We start from the raw sequence: 15831 nt of genomic DNA on the forward strand, positions 1-15831 counted from the left end.
GACAGCCGGAAGGGGTCGTCCACAGGAGACGCTCAGTGAGCGTCGGGGCGAATGACCTTGGTGCGCAGGATCGACTCGTTGAGCGTGAGCTGGCGGTCGAACTCCTTGACCGTGGCCGGCTCGGCGTTCAGCGAGATGACGGCGTAGATGCCCTCGGCGTTCTTCTTGACCTCGTAGGCCAGCCGGCGGCGACCCCACACGTCGACGGACTCGACCGAGCCGCCGTCCTTGCGGATGACGTTGAGGTACTTGTCGAGCGACGGACCGATGGTCCGCTCCTCGAGGCTGGGGTCGAGGATGACCATGACTTCGTAAGCGCGCAAAGCGCGTCCTCCTTTGGACTCGGCGGCCACGGTCTCTCCGTGGCAGGAGGGTGCAGCGTCCCCACGACGATCCGGATCGGGCTGGATCGAGGTGGAGGTCACGCGGCGACCTGGTCCCGTCGGTGGGCAGGGCGCAGCGGACAGCACAGGCTAGCAGCGGCGCCGCACTCCCTCCCAATCCTGTGGATTGCGGTCCGCGCCTGTCCGCGGCCGTGGCTAGCGTCGCGGGATGGCCCGCACCCGCCCACCCCCGATCGTGGGGCGCTACCTGCTCGCCGACCGGGTCGGCCTCGGCGGGACGGGCGCGGTCTGGCGAGCGTGGGACCTGCGCGAGGAGCGGTACGTCGCCGCCAAGCTGCTCCGCAGGTACGACGAGGCGCTGCTGCTGCGCTTCGTGCGCGAGCAGGCGCTGCGGATCCGGCACCCGCACGTGCTCGCACCGCGCGGCTGGGCGGCCGAGGACGAGGTCGCGGTGATCGTCAGCGAGCTGGTCCGCGGCGGCTCGGTGCGCGGCCTGCTCGGCGCCGGCCCGCTGCCCGAGGGGTTCGCCGTCGTCCTCCTCGACCAGGCGCTCCAGGCCCTGGTCGCGGTGCACGCCGCCGAGGTCGTGCACGGCGACGTGAAGCCCGCGAATCTGCTGCTCGAGCCCACCGGCGCCGGCCGCCCGCACCTCCGGCTCGCGGACTTCGGCGTGGCTTCCGCCGCGGACGGGGTGGTGTTCCGGAGCATCGGGCCGGTCGGCACGGTCGGCTACCTCGCACCCGACCAGGAGCGCGGCGCCCCGCCCGACCCGGCGCAGGACGTCTACGCGCTCGGGGTCACCGGCCGCCGCCTGCTCCGGGGCCCGGCCGCGGTGACGACCCTGCTCGACTCGATGACCCGGCCCGAGGCCCGGCTGCGCCCCACGGCCCAGGTGGCGCTGGAGCGCCTCCGCTCCCTCCCGGTACGCCGCGGCGGCGACTGGCCCGTCGTCCCCGACCGGCTCGGTCCGGACCCGCCGGGGCCGCCGGCCGGGACGCGGGGTCGGCTCGGCTGGCTACGGTGACGCGGTCGGTTCGAGCCGCTGGGTCCCAATGACGCGCAGCAGCGCGAGCGCCTCCGCCTCGGGGGTGTCGGGCGCGGCGGAGTAGACGATGAGCATCTGGTCGTCGTCGGGCAGGTGCAGGGTGTCGCAGTCCAGGGTCACCGGGCCGAGGCTCGGATGGACGAGCGTCTTGCGGTGGGTGCGCGGGCAGCGGGCGGGAGTCGTCTCCCACAGCTCGCGGAACTCCGCCGAGCTCGCCAGCAGGTCCGCCAGCAGCCGCTGCAGGCCCGGGTCGTCGGGGTAGCGGCCGCTGGCGGTGCGCAGGCTGGCCACGCCCTGCCGCACGGTGGCTTCCAGTTCGTCGGGCGAACCGCCCACCGGCGTCCGCGCGGGGTCGCGCGGGTCCGGCAGGAACCGCAGCCGCATCCGGTTGCGGCGCTCGAGCGGGATCCGCGACCAGTCGCCGTGCAGCGCGGCGGACATGGCGTTCCAGGCGAGGATGTCGCCCTTGGCGCTCACCACCATCGCGGGCAGGTCGGCGAACCGATCGATCAACCGGAGCACGCTCGGTTTCACGTGCAACGAGATCCGGCCGGCCTGCGGCCGGGCGACGCCGGCCAGCGAGAACAGGTGGTCGCGCTCGTCGTCGTCGAGTCGCAGCGCGCGGGCCAGCGAACCCATGACCTGCTCGGAGGGATGCGGCCCGCGGCCCTGCTCCAGCCGGACCACGTAGTCGACGCTGATCCCGGCCAGCATCGCGATCTCCTCGCGCCGCAGTCCGGGCACCCGGCGGTTCAGTCCGGCGGGCAGGCCGACCTCCTCGGGGCGGATCCGCTCGCGCGCCCGCTTCAGGACGGTCGCCAGCTCGGTGCGGTTCGGCTTCACGTCCCCAGGATGCCCCGGCTTCGACGACGCCGGGTAGGACGCCCGGTCCCACGACCAGCAGGTCCTGTCAGCGCCACTCGGACCGACGCAGGATCGAGGCATGACCGACACGAGCACCACCGTCCTGATCACCGGCGCCAACAAGGGCCTCGGCCTCGAGACCTCACGCCGCCTCGCCGCCCTCGGCTGGACCGTCTGGATGGCCGCCCGCGACACCCGGGCCGCCACCGAGGCCGCCGACAAGCTCCGGGCCGACCAGCCCGACGCCGACCTGCGGACGGTCGAGCTCGACGTCACCAGCGAGGCGTCCGTCGCATCGGCGTACGACGTCGTCGCGGCAGCGGGCACCGGCCTCGACGTCCTGATCAACAACGCCGGCATCATCGGCTCGTTCACGAGCACCCTGGAGACGACCGCCGCCGACTTCGCCTCGACGTACGACGTGAACGTGCTCGGGCCGGTCCGGGTGACCCGGGCCTTCCTGCCGCTGCTGAGCGCGTCGGCGCGGCCGCGCCTGGTGATGGTCTCCAGCGGCCTGGGCTCGATCGCCCTCAACAACGACCCGTCGCGCGACGAGTTCGGCGTGCCGGGGATCGTCTACCAGTCCTCCAAGGCGGCGCTGAACATGATCGCCAACCAGTACGCGAAGGCTCTTCCCGAGGTGCGGGTGTCCTCGGTCGACCCCGGCTACACCGCCACGGACCTCAACGGGCACGCCGGCCGGCAGACCGTCACCGAGGGAACCGACGCGATCGTCACCGCCGCGTCGGCCGACCACGTGCCGGGCGCGCACTTCGACCGGTACGGCGTGATCCCGCGCTGAGCGTCACGGGAGGTGTACGTCGACCCCGCGTCCCGGAGCTCGGCGACCCGCGCCCCGGGGGCGGCGTGTCGCAGCAGGTCCTGTGCCCGACGCCCGGCGTCTCATCCGCCCCAGGTTCATCACGGTATGCAGGCCAGTTCGCACCTCCCACGGCGTGCCCACCGTGGGAGGTGCGGGTTCGGCTGCATACCGTGATGAGCCTGCGCACACCCCCGGCCCCACCCGCACTGTCCCCACCTCTTCCTACGATGGGCACATGAGCCAGATCGCCATCGGAGCCCACGTCGACCAGACCGACCCGATCGCGGAGGCGCAGGCCCGCAACGCGCCGCTGGTGCAGTTCTTCCTCGGCGACCCGCAGGGCTACCAGGGCCCCGAGTTCGCGTACGCCGGGGGCGCGGAGGGTCTCAAGGCGGACGCGGAGGCGGCCGGCGTCGACCTCTACGTGCACGCGCCGTACATCATCAACGTCGCGACGACGAACAACCGGATCCGGATCCCCAGCCGCAAGCTGCTCCAGCAGCACGTCGACGCGGCGGCCTCGATCGGCGCGAAGGGCCTGATCGTGCACGGCGGTCACGTCAACAAGGCCGACGATCCTGCGAAGGGGTTCGACAACTGGCGCAAGGCCATCGAGGCGACCGACCTCAAGCTCCCGCTGCTGATCGAGAACACCGCCGGCGGCGACAACGCGATGACCCGCTACCTCGACCGGATCTCCGGGGTCTGGGCGGCGATCGCCGAGACCGACCAGCTCGACATGGTCGGCTTCTGCCTCGACACCTGCCACGCCCACGCGGGCGGCAACGCGCTCGAGACGGTCGTCGAGGACGTCAAGGCGATCACCGGCCGGATCGACCTGGTGCACTGCAACGACAGCCGCGACGAGTTCGACTCCGGCGCCGACCGGCACGCCAACTTCGGCGCCGGCAGGATCGACCCCGACCTGCTGGCCTCCGTGGTCCGCGACGCCGGCGCCCCGGTGATCTGTGAGACCCCCGGCCCCGCCGACGCGCACGTCGCCGACTTCAACTGGCTGCGCGAGCGGCTCTGACCGCAGCGTTCCCGCGTTGGTCCCTGAGATTCGGCACGCCCGCGACCCGGCGGGAGTCAGGGACCAACCGGGCCCGCGACCGTGAGGGTCAGGCAGCGCACCTCTGCGGAGTCCGGCCGGCCGCTGCGCTGGCGCACCAGCCGCAGCGTGCCCTCAGCCGTCGTCAGCTCCTCGGACCCGAAGACGAGGAAGGAGAACACGTGCCCGTCGTCCTCGATGGGCACGAGGTACGACGGCCGCTCCGCCACGTGCCACCGGCTGGCGCCGAGCCGCCGGCGGAAGACCAGCTGCACGCAGCTGCCCACCCCGGCGTCGATCACCTGCCCGGACGCGGGGTCCTCGAGCACGTGATGACTGATCCGCTGCTTCGTGGCGATCGACACGACTGCCTCCTCGAACTGAGTTGTTGAGGATCAGGAGCGGACCGCCGCCCGGTTGATACGCCGGGGACGGGCTCAGCCGAAGCACACCAACGGCACCGGGGCGGTGCCGGTCGAGACGGCCGGCACCGCCGCGGCCAGTGCCGCGGCCGGATCGACGCCGGTGGAGAGCTGCTGGTGGACGGCGACCAGGACGTCGTACGCCGCTTGGTCGTTGACCGCGGCCGCCGACGCGATCACGCAGCGCGCGCCGGCGTGCAGCCATGCGGCGGACATGCCGATCAGCTCCTCGCCCCACCGCACCGTCGAACGGCCGACCTCGCACGCGGAGAGCAGCACGACATCGGGCACCGCGCGGAGCCGGTCGATGTCGTAGCCGAACCACGACCCGTCGGCCAGCAGCAACCCGGAGAAGAGCGGGTTCTCGGCCGAGTGCCGGCCGTGGGCCGCGACGTGCAGGACGTCGACCTGCTCCGCGAGCTCCGAGACCGCGCCCGCGGTGGCGGCCGCACCGACCAGGACCCGGGCGGACGGCCACTCCTTCGCGGCGGCGTTCACCTCGTCCTCGGCGCGCAGCACCCGCGGCCCGGCGACGAAGCCGGCCGTCGTCGTCCGCAGCGGCGTCGTACGACGGGCCAGCCAGGACGTCGCCGACTGCGCGACCGTGACGGGGCGGCCGACGTACCCGGGCAGCAGGGTCCACGGCACACCCGCCAGGACTCCGGACGGCGTCAGCACCACCCGCCGCTCGCCGACCGCCTCCAGCACCGGCGCGACCAGCAGTGCCGCCAGCTGGTCGAGGCGTACGGCGAGCGCGCCGCGGACCGCGCCCGCCATCGGCTCGGACAGGTCGGCCGCGGCCACGTCGAGGTCGGGCAGCAGGCCGCCCACGAGGTCGTCGAGGACACCGCGGACGCCCAGGTCGACCCAGGTCGCTCCGGCGTCGGTCACCACGAGCGCGACCAGCGCCTCGGCCGTCACGACGTAGGCCACGAGCGCCGTCTCCGCGTCGAGCGCGGAGCGGAGCTCGGGAAGCGTGACCGGGTCGGCGACCTCGCCGGACCCGCGGTGCTGCCAGGCCCGCTCGCGCACCCGCTGCCGCAGCTCACCCTCGCGGGCCGCGTCGTGGCTGCCCTCACCGCTCGCGAGCCCGCGCAGCTCGGCCAGATCGGCGACCAACTCCTCGTCCTCGGGTGCCCGCACCGGTTGGACCCGGCTCGCCAGCATCCGCGCCCTCTCCGACCACTCCAGCAGCACAGCCGGCCTCCGAGAATCCACGGCCAGAGCCAGACCACGCACCCCGAGACGTACGCCTTGTCCCGCGACGCCGGTCTGCAGGTCGAGCGAGCCGAAGGAGCTCTGCCACGCGTGCAGGTCAACCAGACCGGAGCGGAGATGACGCAGGGCATCGCGGCGCCTGCCCTCGGCGGCGGCGAGCTCGGCACGTGCTTCCCGGGCCAGCAGTCGCACCGCAAGCGGAGAGCGGCGCCCGATCCTCAGGTCGGCCAGTCGCGTCCGCGCGCCGTCGACCTGTCCCAACCGGGCGAGGCCGCCGGCCACCTGGAAACGGAGACTGAGCGAGTCCCAGCCGGCCCCGTCCGCGGCCAGCGATCGCGCCAGCCCCTCTGCCTCGTCCACCCGTCCCGAGACGAGTCGGTGACCTCGCAACTCGGCGACCAGCCGCACCGACTCCGCGCGGTCCGCCATAGCGGGGGCGTTCACTCGGCGGAAGCGGCGGGCGGCCTGCCGGGCCCGGACCATCGCCTCGGCCGGGTCCCGGAACAGCACGGCACGCGCCAGGGCCAGCTCTGCCTCGGCCTGTCGCCGGCGGAGGCGCCGTACGCCGTACGCACGGCCTGCGGCCTCGAGTGCCCGCCGACCGTCGGCCTCCAGGCCGGCCGCCAGCAGAGCCTCGGCACGATCCTGCTGTCCGATCGCCTCGCTGACCGGGCTCAGCGGCGCGAGCACCGGCGCGGCGGCGTCCATGAGGGCAAGGGCCTGGACGAGCTCGCCTGCCAGGAGCCGGCAGTAGCCGAGGTTGTGACGGGCCATCGCGGCCTCGACCTCCAGCCCCGCGAGCTGCAGGTGTGGGATCGCACGATCGAAGTCGACGTTCGCGAGCTCAAGGTCCTGGTGCCTCAGGTGCACGCCCCCGCGGTTCAGGAGGGCGCGACCGAGCAGGGCGTGCTCGTCGCCCAGCAACGCGATCGCGGCCGCGAAGTCGGTGAGCGCGTCGCTGGTGCGACCACTGAGCATCAGCAGCATCGCGCGCTGGCTCAGGACGGAGCCGCGGATCCGGTCGTCCAGCACCGTCGCCGCGAGCACCTGCTCGCACCGCTGGAGCGCCGCTGCCGTGTCGCCGGTCTCGGCCTCGACGTGCGCGAGGCTGGACTCGATCTCCGCCTCGAGCTGAGTCTCGGTAGCCGCGTCGCGGGCCCGGAGGAGCAGTCGTCGGGCGACCACGTACCGTCCCGCGTTGGTCGCTGCGACGCCGCGCTGATGGAGCTCGCCGGCCGTCGACACCCGCCTAGTCTGGCGTGAGAGAGGTCAACTCCTCCAGTGCCTGCCAGCCGCGGTCGGTCGCCGTGGCCGGGTCGTCACCGTCCGTGATCCCGCACCCGATCCGCGCGGCCAGCCGTCCGGCGAGGAGTGGGGCGGCGAACGACGTGCCGCTCCAGACCGCGAAGCCGCTCCGGAAGTCGTCCGGGTCCAGCGCTTCGCGCACTCGCCCGAAGGCGGTCGTGCGCGCCGCCGACTGAAGCCCGCCCTCGAACGACGGCATGGTGCTGAGCACCGCCGCCCCCGGGACGTGGGCCCGGACCCAGGGCCCGGCGTTCGTGAACAGCGCGTCGGTGACCCCGTTCGGGTTCAGGGCCCCGACCGACACGATGGGCAACCGCTCGGCGGACGCCGCGAACGGCCCGGTGCCGTCGGACCACGGAGCGAATGCCGCGGGGAAGCTCGGTCGGCTCGTCGCGTCGTTGCCGGCCGAGCACACCACCAGGGTCCCGCCGGCGGCGAGATCGGCGAGGATGTCGTGCATCGTCGGATCGAAGAGCTCGTCCTCCGGTGTCTCGTGGTAGTAGCCCATCGAGAGGCTGAGGATGTCGATCGCCCGGCCGCCCTCCTCCCCGTCCCGGTGCCGTCGCGCCAGCTCGGCGATCTGGGCGAGCGATGCCACCAGGTCGGACTCCACGATCGGGCCGGCGGAGGGCACCACTCGCCAACTCAGGATGTCGGCGTCGGGACAACCCTGGTGAACCAGGCCGGCGATGAAGGTCCCGTGGCCCGAGAGCGGATCGATCACCCCGTCGAGCGCGCCCTCCAGGTCGCCGTGGAGCTCGGGGTCAGTGGTCGGGTCGTCGTATCCGATGGCGTGCCCGTCGAGGGTCACGCCGGTCGTCACCACCGGGTCGAGCCAGGGGTGACTCCCGCATCCGGTATCGAGGATCGCGACCACCGGACGCCGCCCGGATCCGGGCGAGGACCTGACCGGTGCCGGTCCGACGTAGGCGACCGGTTGACGGCCACCGGACCCCGGCTCGGCATAGGTCGCGACCGGGTTCCCGGCGTGGTACGGGTTCCCGGCGTGGTACGGGTTTCCCGCGTGGTACGGATTCCCGGCGTGGTAGGGATTCCCGGCGTGGTACGGGTTGCTCTCGACGGACCCGGAGAACACCACGTGCTCGAGCCCGACGCCCCGGACCGCATCGACGCCCAGCTGTGCCCGGGTCTGCTGGAGCAGCGTCCAGCCGTCCGGCGCGATCGTGGCGTGGTGGGATGCCACCACGAGACGGACCGGACGCACGCCATGGCGGAGCCCGACCGTCCGGGGGTCCTCCCGCTCGGGCACCACGTCCCACCCGAGCGGCTTCGCGACCACCCGCAGGACGTACAGCGCGTCGTCGAAGTCGACCGACTTCGAGATCAGCAGCCGCGGCCCGACGTACACGGTCGGCCGGGGCAGGACGCCCTTCACGGCGATCGCCGTGGCGGGGTCGAGCACCCGGCCCTCGACCCCGGCGATCGTGTCCCGCGGCGGCGGGTTCGGGTCCCGGTCGAGCGGCTTGCGGGGCGCGGGGCGCTTCTCGTCGTCGGGCTGGGCCATGGATTCCTCAGATCTCGAAGGTGGGGGTGGAGAAGGCCGGGCGGGCGATGTCGTGCGGCTCCAGGCTGAGCCGGAGCAGGCCCAGCGGCAGGCCGGTGAGCTCGAAGCGGCCGGTGTCGGTGACGGTCGCCGCGTGCTCGCCGGCGCGGACGGTCATCGGCTCGGGCGGCACGATCCAGCCGTCGATGCGGGAGCGGCCGTCGTCGACGGCGACGCGGACCAGCAGGTCGGTGTCGCCGTACACGAACCGGAGCGTGTACGTCGCGGTCCCGCGCGCGCCGACGAGCTCCTGGGAGCGCTCGACCAGCTCCATCAGCCCGAGCAGCTCCGCGTCCAGGTCGCTCGCGGCAAACGCGGCGGCGGCCTGCATCCGGGCGACCAGGCCGTCGGGGACCGGGTCGCGCTCCTCGTAGACCCGGCGTACGAGGTCCAGCAGGTCCTCACGACTCATCTCGCTCATCAGATCTCTCCCGCCTGCACGAGGGCGACGCGCAGCTTGGCCAGGCAGCGGCCCCGGGTGGGCCCGATGCTGCCGATCGGCATGTCCAGGTCGCTGGCCAGCGCCTGGTAGTCGGGACGCCGCTCGAACGCGACCACCCGCAGCAGTCGCCGGCACCGCTCGGGCAGCGCGTCGACCGCGTGCCACAGCCGCGAGCGGGAGTCGTTCTCGACCGCGTCGGCCTCGGCGGATCGATCGGCGGGCAGCCGGGCGGCCAGCTCCTCGTCGGCCGCGGGCATGACGTGCTGGTCGGACTTCGCCACCCGCCAGGACTCGCGCCGCGCCGTCGTGGTCAGCCAGCCCCCGACGGCGGCCGGGTCGGCGATCGTCGTACGACGGCGCACCAGTGCCAGCCACGTCGTCTGGACGACGTCCTCGGCGGCCTCCTGGGGAAGCCGGTAGGCGCGGACCACGTGCCACAGCACGGGGGTCATCAGCCGGACCAGCTCGTCGAGCCCGGCCGGGTCTCCGCCGAGCCAGCGCTCGAACGCGTGTCCCGCGTCGACCCACAGCCGATCGGGGGGCGCGCCCGCCCCGGTCGCGACCCGTCCGGTCGCTCGACTCGCCGCCATCCTCGCCTCCAGCACCATCACGTTCCCGAGGAGCAGGACGCGCTCGTCCTGATACCTCCGATGTGCCCCCACCCACATAGTGGTGCAGACCACCTCCGCGCGCCACGGTGTTCAGACCGGCCGGGACCGGTCAACTAGCCTCGGGGCCGTGACTTCCCCCGGCTCCGCCCTCAGCGTCCGCGAGATCTCCCCCGAGGAGCACCTCGCGTTCCTGCGGACCCGACCCTCGGCCTCGTTCCTGCAGACCCCCGCCTGGGGACAGGTCAAGGCGGAGTGGCGACGCGAGTCGCTCGGCTGGTACGACGGCGGGCAGCTCGTCGGCGCCGCGCTGGTGCTCTACCGCCAGCTCCCCCGGCTCAAGCGCTACCTCGCCTACCTGCCCGAGGGTCCGGTCATCGACTGGGACACGGAGCAGCTCTCGGCCTGGCTGACCCCGATGACGGCGCACCTGAAGAAGCAGGGCGCGTTCGGCGTCCGGATGGGCCCGCCCGTGGTCACCCGCCGCTGGACCGCCGCCCAGGTCAAGGAGGGCATCGCCGACCCCGCCGTACGACGCCTCGGCGACCTGCCGCCGACCGAGCGGGACGCCACCGGCGCCCGCGTGGTGGCCCAGCTGCACGAGCTCGGCTGGCGTCCCCAGGTCACCGAGGGCGGCTTCGCAGCGGGCCAGCCGCAGTACGTCTTCCAGGTCCCGCTCGTCGACGCCGACGGCGCGCCCCGCACCGAGGAGGACGTCCTCAAGGGCATGAACCAGCTCTGGCGCCGCAACATCAAGAAGGCGGCGAAGGAGGGCGTCGAGGTCACCGTCGGCTCGACCGACGCGGACAGCAAGGACGACCTCGAGGCGTTCCACGAGCTCTACGTCCACACCGCCCGCCGCGACCACTTCACGCCGCGCCCGCTGTCGTACTTCCGCACCATGACGGACGCGCTCACCAACGAGGACCCCGACCGGTTCCGGCTCTGGTTCGCCCGCCACGACGGCGACCTGGTCGCCGCCACCATCGCGGTCCGGGTCGGCACCCACTCCTGGTACTCCTACGGCGCCTCCTCCACCGAGAAGCGCGAGGTCCGCGGCTCCAACGCCGTCCAGTGGGCGATGATGCGCGACGCGCTCGCGTCCGGCGCGCACGTATACGACCTGCGCGGCATCACCGACACCCTCGACTCCGACGACTCCCACGTCGGGCTGATCCAGTTCAAGGTCGGCACCGGCGGCGAGGCGGTCGAGTACGCCGGAGAGTGGGACCTCCCGCTCAACCGGGCTCTCTACGCCGCCTTCGACCTCTACATGAAGCGACGCTGAGAATGTCCCTCACCCTGACCGTCGACGGCCCCCGCTGGCGCGCCCACCTGCGCGCCGTCGCCGAGACCCACCCCGGCCTGGTCCCCGTCGCCAAGGGCAACGGCTACGGCTTCACCCTCGGCCGGCTCGCCCGCAAGGCCGCCTGGCTGGGCGTCGACACCCTCGCCGTCGGGACGTACGACGAACTGCCGCACGTCGCGTCCCGCTTCGACGGCGACCTGCTGGTGCTCACCCCGTGGCGACCCTTCGGCGCGGCGCTCGAGACCGACCCGTCCCTGGCGCACCGGATCGTGCACACCCTCGGCCGCACCGATGACCTGACCGACCTGCTGGACCGCCAGCCCGACGCCCGGTTCGTGCTCGAGCGGATGACCAGCATGCAGCGGCACGGCTTCTCGGCCCGCGAGCTGTGGGCGGCGGCCCGCCTGCTGCACGACCGGCACCCGGGCGCCCGGCTCGAGGGCATCGCCCTGCACCTGCCGCTCGAGCAGGGCTCGCACCTCTCCGAGGTGGACCGGCTGATGAACGACGTGGTCGCGGCCGAGCTGCCGACCCGCACGGTCTGGGTCAGCCACCTGACCGACGCCGAGCTCGCCCAGCTGCGGGCGTCGTACGCCGACTACGACATCCGGCCCCGGATCGGCACCGGGCTGTGGCTCGGCGCCCGCGACGCGCTGCAGGTCACCGCGACGGTCCTGGACGTGCACGAGGTGGAGCGCGGGGACGCGTTCGGCTACCGCAGCCGCACCGCGCCCAAGTCCGGCCACCTGCTCGTCGTCAGCGGCGGCACCGCCCACGGCATCGGGCTCGAGGCGCCGACCGGCGACCAGAGCATCCGGGCCCGCGCGGCCACCCTGGCCCGCGGCGGCCTGGACGCGGTCGGGTTCGTGCGCTCGCCGTTCTCGATCGACGGCAAGCAACGGCTCTTCGCCGAGCCGCCGCACATGCAGGCCTCGATGCTCTTCCTGCCGCACGGCCCCCGGGTGCCGGAGGTCGGCGAGCAGGTTCAGGTGCGGGTGCGCTACACCGCCACGACGTTCGACCGCGTCGTCGTGTCCTGAGACGGTTCGGGGGGTTCCCCGAGCCGGTCAGCGTCGACGCGGACCGGGTCGTAGCGCGGCAGCAGGATGTCGCGCACGACGAGGCCGACGAGGAAGAGCTCGCCCGCCATCCGCAGCACGATCGCGACCCAGTAGACGCCGCCGTCCCCGCCACCGCCCGGCGCGAGGAACCCGCCGAGGTACCACCACACGGCCGCGAAGTAGAACACCTCGGTCGCCTGCCACACGAGCTGGTCGCGCCAGCGCGGCCGGGCGAGCACCGCCAGCGGCAGCAGCCACAGGACGTACTGCGGTGAGTAGACCTTGTTGACCAGCAGGAAGCCGGCCACGATCAGGAAGCCGAGCTGGGCGAAGCGCGGCGTCTCGGGGGCGAGGACGCCTAGCACGAAGACCCCCACGCACCAGGCTCCGAACAGCAGCCACGACCAGGTGTTGATGGTCGAGGCGTCGACGCCGTCGGTGGCCTGGGAGATCACCAGCCACACCGAGCCGAGATCGGCGCCGCGGTCGGAGTTGAAGGTCCAGAAGACCTTCCACTCCTCGGGTCCCTGGAGGTACGCCGGGGCGTTCGCGAGCACCCAGGCGACCACGGCCGCGGCGGTCGTCACGAGGAAGTCACGCACCCGCTTGTCGCACAGGCAGATCACCAGCACCGCGCCGAGCAGGAACAGCGGGTAGAGCTTCGTCGCCGCGCCGAGGCCGATCAGCACGCCGGTCAGCACCGGGCGGTCCCGCGCCCAGGCCCACATCGCCGCGGCGACCAGCGCGACGGCGGCCAGGTCCCAGTTGACCAGCGCCGTGAGCGCGAGAGCCGGTGAGGCGGCGAACATCGCGGCGTCCCAGGGCCGGCGTGGGTCGACCCGCGCCAGCAGCCAGGCGGCGAGCAGGACCAGGGCGGCGAAGCCGATCGCGTTGACGATCACGAAGGCTCGGATCTCCCGCTGGATCTCGGGGTCGCCGAAGAGCTCGGCCGTGGGCCGCTGGGCGCGCTCGGAGACGTCGGGCGACCCGGTGATCAGGTGGGTGACCTTGGCGGTCGCCCAGGCCCAGTAGGAGATCCCGACGGGGTACTCCATCACCTCGTAACGGCTGCGCACGTCGAGGTCGTCGTCGTAGGGCCAGGCCAGCTCGGCGAACCCGCGCCCGGTGTAGAGGTAGGGCAGGTCGGAGTAGCACATCTGGGTGTAGCGCTGGGTGCCGTCGGTCCAGGTGTCGTCGTAGCAGGACGACTTCTGCACCATCCCGAGCGCGAAGGTCAGCGCCGCGATCGCGAGCACCACCCGCACCGGCGTCCACCAGCGGTGGCGGCCGGCGCGCGTGCCGAGGGGCCCGCCCACGCCCGCGCTCACCGACGCGACGACGCCGTCGGTGTGCGTGGGGTGGACGGTGTCGCTCACCGGCGCCCGGTCCCGCCCACGATCGGCGTCCCGGACGGGGTGGGATCGGTCGGCGTCGGCACCGGCGGGGTCGTCGGCACCTCCGGGGTCGGCGTCGGCACCGGCGGGGGCGGCGGCTCCTGGGTCGGCGTCGGCTTCGGCTTCGGTTCCCTGGTCGGCTTCTTCGACGGCTTGTCCGACGGCTTCTTGGACGGCTTCTTGGACGGCTTCGGCGGCGGCGGGGTGTACGGCACGTGGCCGGTCTCGGGTGCGTCGCCGTCGACGTAGACGGCGGTCGGCAGGTCGCGGACCTCCTCGCCCTCCAGAGCCCGCGTCATCACCCCGGTCCAGGTCGCCGTCGGGAAGTCGCCGCCGAAGAAGCTCGGCAGCCAGTCGTCGAGCGGCTCGACACCCGTGCCGCGGACGTAGACCACCGAGGTGGCGAGCTGGGGCGTGAACCCGCTGAACCAGGACGAGACGACCCGGCCCTTGTCGTTGGTCGAGGTGCCCGTCTTGCCCGCCGCCGGCCGGCCCAGGGCGGAGGCGTCGGAGCCCGAGCCGGTCTTGATGACCTGCTGCATGGCGTACGAGACGTCGGCGGCTATGTCCTCGTCGAGGACCCGCTTCTTCTTGGCCTCGTGGACGTAGATCTCCTTGCCCCCACTGTCGAAGACCTTCTCGATGAGGTACGGCGCGGCGTACACGCCCTCGTTCGCGATGGTGGCGTACGCCGTGGCCATGTTGATCGGGCTGACCGTCGCGCTGCCGAGGGCGACCCCGACGTTGGGCTCCAGGCCCCGGGTGCGGCTGGGGAAGCCCGGCGCGCGGCGACCCGCCTTCGCCGGGGGGATGCCCATCGCGTTCATCATCTTGACGACCTTCTCGGGACCGTTCGGCATGCTGTCGGTGAGGTCGATGAAGGCGGTGTTGATCGAGTCCTCGGTGGCCTTGATCAGGTTGACCCGGCCGTACGAGCTGTTGCCCTGGTTCTCGACGTCGGTGCTGCCGACGGTGATCGGGCTGTTGCCGTCGAAGGTGTCCTTGAGGGAGTAGCCGTCCTTGATACCGGCCGCCAGCGCGAACGGCTTGAGGATCGAGCCGGCCTGGCCACCGGCCACCGCCCAGTTCAGCTGGGACTTCAGGTAGTCCTGGCCGCCGTAGAAGCCGCGGATCGCGCCGGTGCCCGGCTCGACGCTCGCGACCCCGACGTGCAGGTTCTTGTCGCTGAACCCCTCGGGCCGCGCCTCCTTGACCCCGGCGGCGGCCGCGTCCATGTCCTTCTTGGTGAGCGTGGTGGTCACCCGCAGGCCCTTGCCGACGACCTCCTCCTCGGGGAAGCCGAGCCGCTCGAGTTCCGCCTTGACCATCGCGAGCATGTGGCCGCGCTGGCCGCCGTACGAGTCCTCCTTGACCACGGGCGGGAACTTGGGCAGCCGCCGCTGGGCCTTGGTCGACTCCTCCTCGGTGAGGTAGTCGAGGCCGACCATGGCGTCCAGGATGAAGTCGTAGCCGGCCTTGAGGCTCTCGACGGCGGCCTCGCCGTTGGCCGGGTCGTACGCCGTCGGGTTGTTCAGCACTCGGGCCAGCACCACCGACTGGCGCAGCGTGAGCTCGCTGGCCGGCTTGCGGAAGTACGCCTGCGCGGCCGCCTGGACGCCGTACGCCCCCCGACCGAAGTAGATCGTGTTGAGGTAGTTGGTCAGGATCTCCTTCTTGCTCTGCTGACGCTGGATCTTCAGCGACAAGATCGCCTCCTTCACCTTGCGGGTGTAGGAGCGGTCCTGGTTGAGGTAGAGGATCTTGACGTACTGCTGGGTGATCGTGGACGCACCCTGGGTGGTGCCGCCGGAGGCGTTGCTGAACGCCGCGCGCAGGATGCCCTTGGGGTCGAGGCCGCTGTCGGACCAGAAGGACTGGTTCTCCGCGGCGACCACCGCGTTCTGCAGGCTCTCCGGCATCTCCTCCAGCGGGATGATGTCGCGGTTCTGGGTGGCGAAGGTGCCGAGCTTGTCACCGTTGGCGTAGCTGACGACGGTGGTCTCGTCCTGGAACTCCTCGTTCGGCTTCGGTACGTCGATCGCCTGGTAGAGCGCCACGAACGAGCCGGCCGCGAGCAGGGTGCACACCAGCCCGACGATGCCGACCCACTTGGCGACCCGCAGCACCTTCTGCTTGCGGGTCCGGGGAGGCTTCGGGGCCTTCTTCTGAGCGGGGCCGGCGGCCCGGCGCTTGCCATTCACGCGCGGTAGCTCCACGGGTCTCGGGTCGGGTTTGTACACGACGGTCGGTCTCGGCCACCACAGAGGGTACGCAACCGCGCCTACACGTCTCATTCCAGAATTCACGGCCGAGGCGGAGCGCCGAGACCAGCGCCCCGATGCGACGAGAATTCCCGTCGGCCGGATATATCGCTACGATAG

General features: G+C 72.6%; 14 protein-coding genes. 5 read left to right on the forward strand and 9 right to left on the reverse strand.

Annotation, left to right across the window (positions count from 1 at the left end; genetic code table 11):
* Positions 1 to 32 precede the first annotated feature (32 nt).
* Positions 33 to 323, reverse strand: coding sequence for a 30S ribosomal protein S6 (rpsF, locus tag MUB56_RS04130; protein ID WP_244930651.1), 291 nt, complete (start codon positions 321 to 323; stop codon positions 33 to 35).
* A gap of 229 nt (positions 324 to 552) precedes the next feature.
* Between rpsF and MUB56_RS04135 the strand changes: the two genes are divergently transcribed.
* Positions 553 to 1368: a serine/threonine-protein kinase gene (locus MUB56_RS04135; RefSeq protein WP_244930652.1), complete on the forward strand. Its 816-nt coding sequence runs from the start codon at positions 553 to 555 to the stop codon at positions 1366 to 1368.
* On the opposite strand, the gene MUB56_RS04140 is transcribed toward MUB56_RS04135, so the two are convergent.
* Positions 1360 to 2232, reverse strand: coding sequence for a helix-turn-helix transcriptional regulator (locus MUB56_RS04140; RefSeq protein WP_244930653.1), 873 nt, complete (start codon positions 2230 to 2232; stop codon positions 1360 to 1362). The two genes, MUB56_RS04135 and MUB56_RS04140, sit on opposite strands and share 9 nt — an antisense overlap.
* Before the next feature lie 100 nt (positions 2233 to 2332).
* Between MUB56_RS04140 and MUB56_RS04145 the strand changes: the two genes are divergently transcribed.
* Complete coding sequence (locus MUB56_RS04145; RefSeq protein WP_244930654.1) at positions 2333 to 3055, forward strand: SDR family NAD(P)-dependent oxidoreductase; 723 nt, start codon at positions 2333 to 2335, stop codon at positions 3053 to 3055.
* Between the two features lie 256 nt (positions 3056 to 3311).
* Entirely contained in the window at positions 3312 to 4109 is a 798-nt protein-coding gene (locus tag MUB56_RS04150; RefSeq protein ID WP_244930655.1) for a deoxyribonuclease IV, read from the forward strand.
* Positions 4110 to 4165: 56 nt separating this feature from the next.
* Here MUB56_RS04150 and MUB56_RS04155 read toward each other — a convergent pair whose 3' ends face one another.
* From MUB56_RS04155 to MUB56_RS04175, 5 genes are all read right to left on the reverse strand, one after another.
* Complete coding sequence (locus tag MUB56_RS04155) at positions 4166 to 4492, reverse strand: hypothetical protein (protein ID WP_244930656.1); 327 nt, start codon at positions 4490 to 4492, stop codon at positions 4166 to 4168.
* A 72-nt stretch (positions 4493 to 4564) separates the two neighbouring features.
* The gene (locus MUB56_RS04160) at positions 4565 to 7012 is read right to left on the reverse strand and encodes a CHAT domain-containing protein (protein ID WP_244930657.1); all 2448 of its coding nucleotides are present in this window, start codon (positions 7010 to 7012) and stop codon (positions 4565 to 4567) included.
* A gap of 4 nt (positions 7013 to 7016) precedes the next feature.
* On the reverse strand, positions 7017 to 8597 hold the full coding sequence (locus tag MUB56_RS04165; protein WP_244930658.1) for a S8/S53 family peptidase: 1581 nt from the start codon (positions 8595 to 8597) through the stop codon (positions 7017 to 7019).
* Between the two features lie 7 nt (positions 8598 to 8604).
* Positions 8605 to 9057, reverse strand: a complete 453-nt coding sequence (locus tag MUB56_RS04170) for a hypothetical protein (RefSeq protein ID WP_244930659.1) — start codon at positions 9055 to 9057, stop codon at positions 8605 to 8607.
* Positions 9057 to 9668 (reverse strand): sigma-70 family RNA polymerase sigma factor, encoded by a 612-nt coding sequence (locus MUB56_RS04175; protein ID WP_244930660.1) that lies wholly within the window; start codon positions 9666 to 9668, stop codon positions 9057 to 9059. The genes MUB56_RS04170 and MUB56_RS04175 overlap by 1 nt, the downstream gene beginning before the upstream one ends.
* Before the next feature lie 148 nt (positions 9669 to 9816).
* On the opposite strand from MUB56_RS04175, the gene MUB56_RS04180 reads away from it, so the two are divergent.
* Together MUB56_RS04180 and MUB56_RS04185 are read left to right on the forward strand one after the other, a co-directional pair.
* Entirely contained in the window at positions 9817 to 10974 is a 1158-nt protein-coding gene (locus MUB56_RS04180; RefSeq protein ID WP_244930661.1) for a peptidoglycan bridge formation glycyltransferase FemA/FemB family protein, read from the forward strand.
* Between the two features lie 2 nt (positions 10975 to 10976).
* Entirely contained in the window at positions 10977 to 12035 is a 1059-nt protein-coding gene (locus MUB56_RS04185; RefSeq protein ID WP_244930662.1) for an alanine racemase, read from the forward strand.
* On the opposite strand, the gene MUB56_RS04190 is transcribed toward MUB56_RS04185, so the two are convergent.
* Both MUB56_RS04190 and MUB56_RS04195 read right to left on the reverse strand, forming a co-directional pair.
* A complete protein-coding gene (locus MUB56_RS04190; protein WP_244930663.1) occupies positions 11996 to 13432 on the reverse strand; it encodes a glycosyltransferase 87 family protein in 1437 nt (478 codons plus the stop codon). The two genes, MUB56_RS04185 and MUB56_RS04190, sit on opposite strands and share 40 nt — an antisense overlap.
* Positions 13429 to 15651, reverse strand: coding sequence for a transglycosylase domain-containing protein (locus MUB56_RS04195; protein ID WP_244930664.1), 2223 nt, complete (start codon positions 15649 to 15651; stop codon positions 13429 to 13431). Before MUB56_RS04195 ends, MUB56_RS04190 begins: the two co-directional genes overlap by 4 nt.
* Positions 15652 to 15831: the final 180 nt, after the last annotated feature.

The organism is Nocardioides sp. W7 (assembly GCF_022919075.1).
Classification (GTDB): Bacteria; Actinomycetota; Actinomycetes; order Propionibacteriales; family Nocardioidaceae; genus Nocardioides.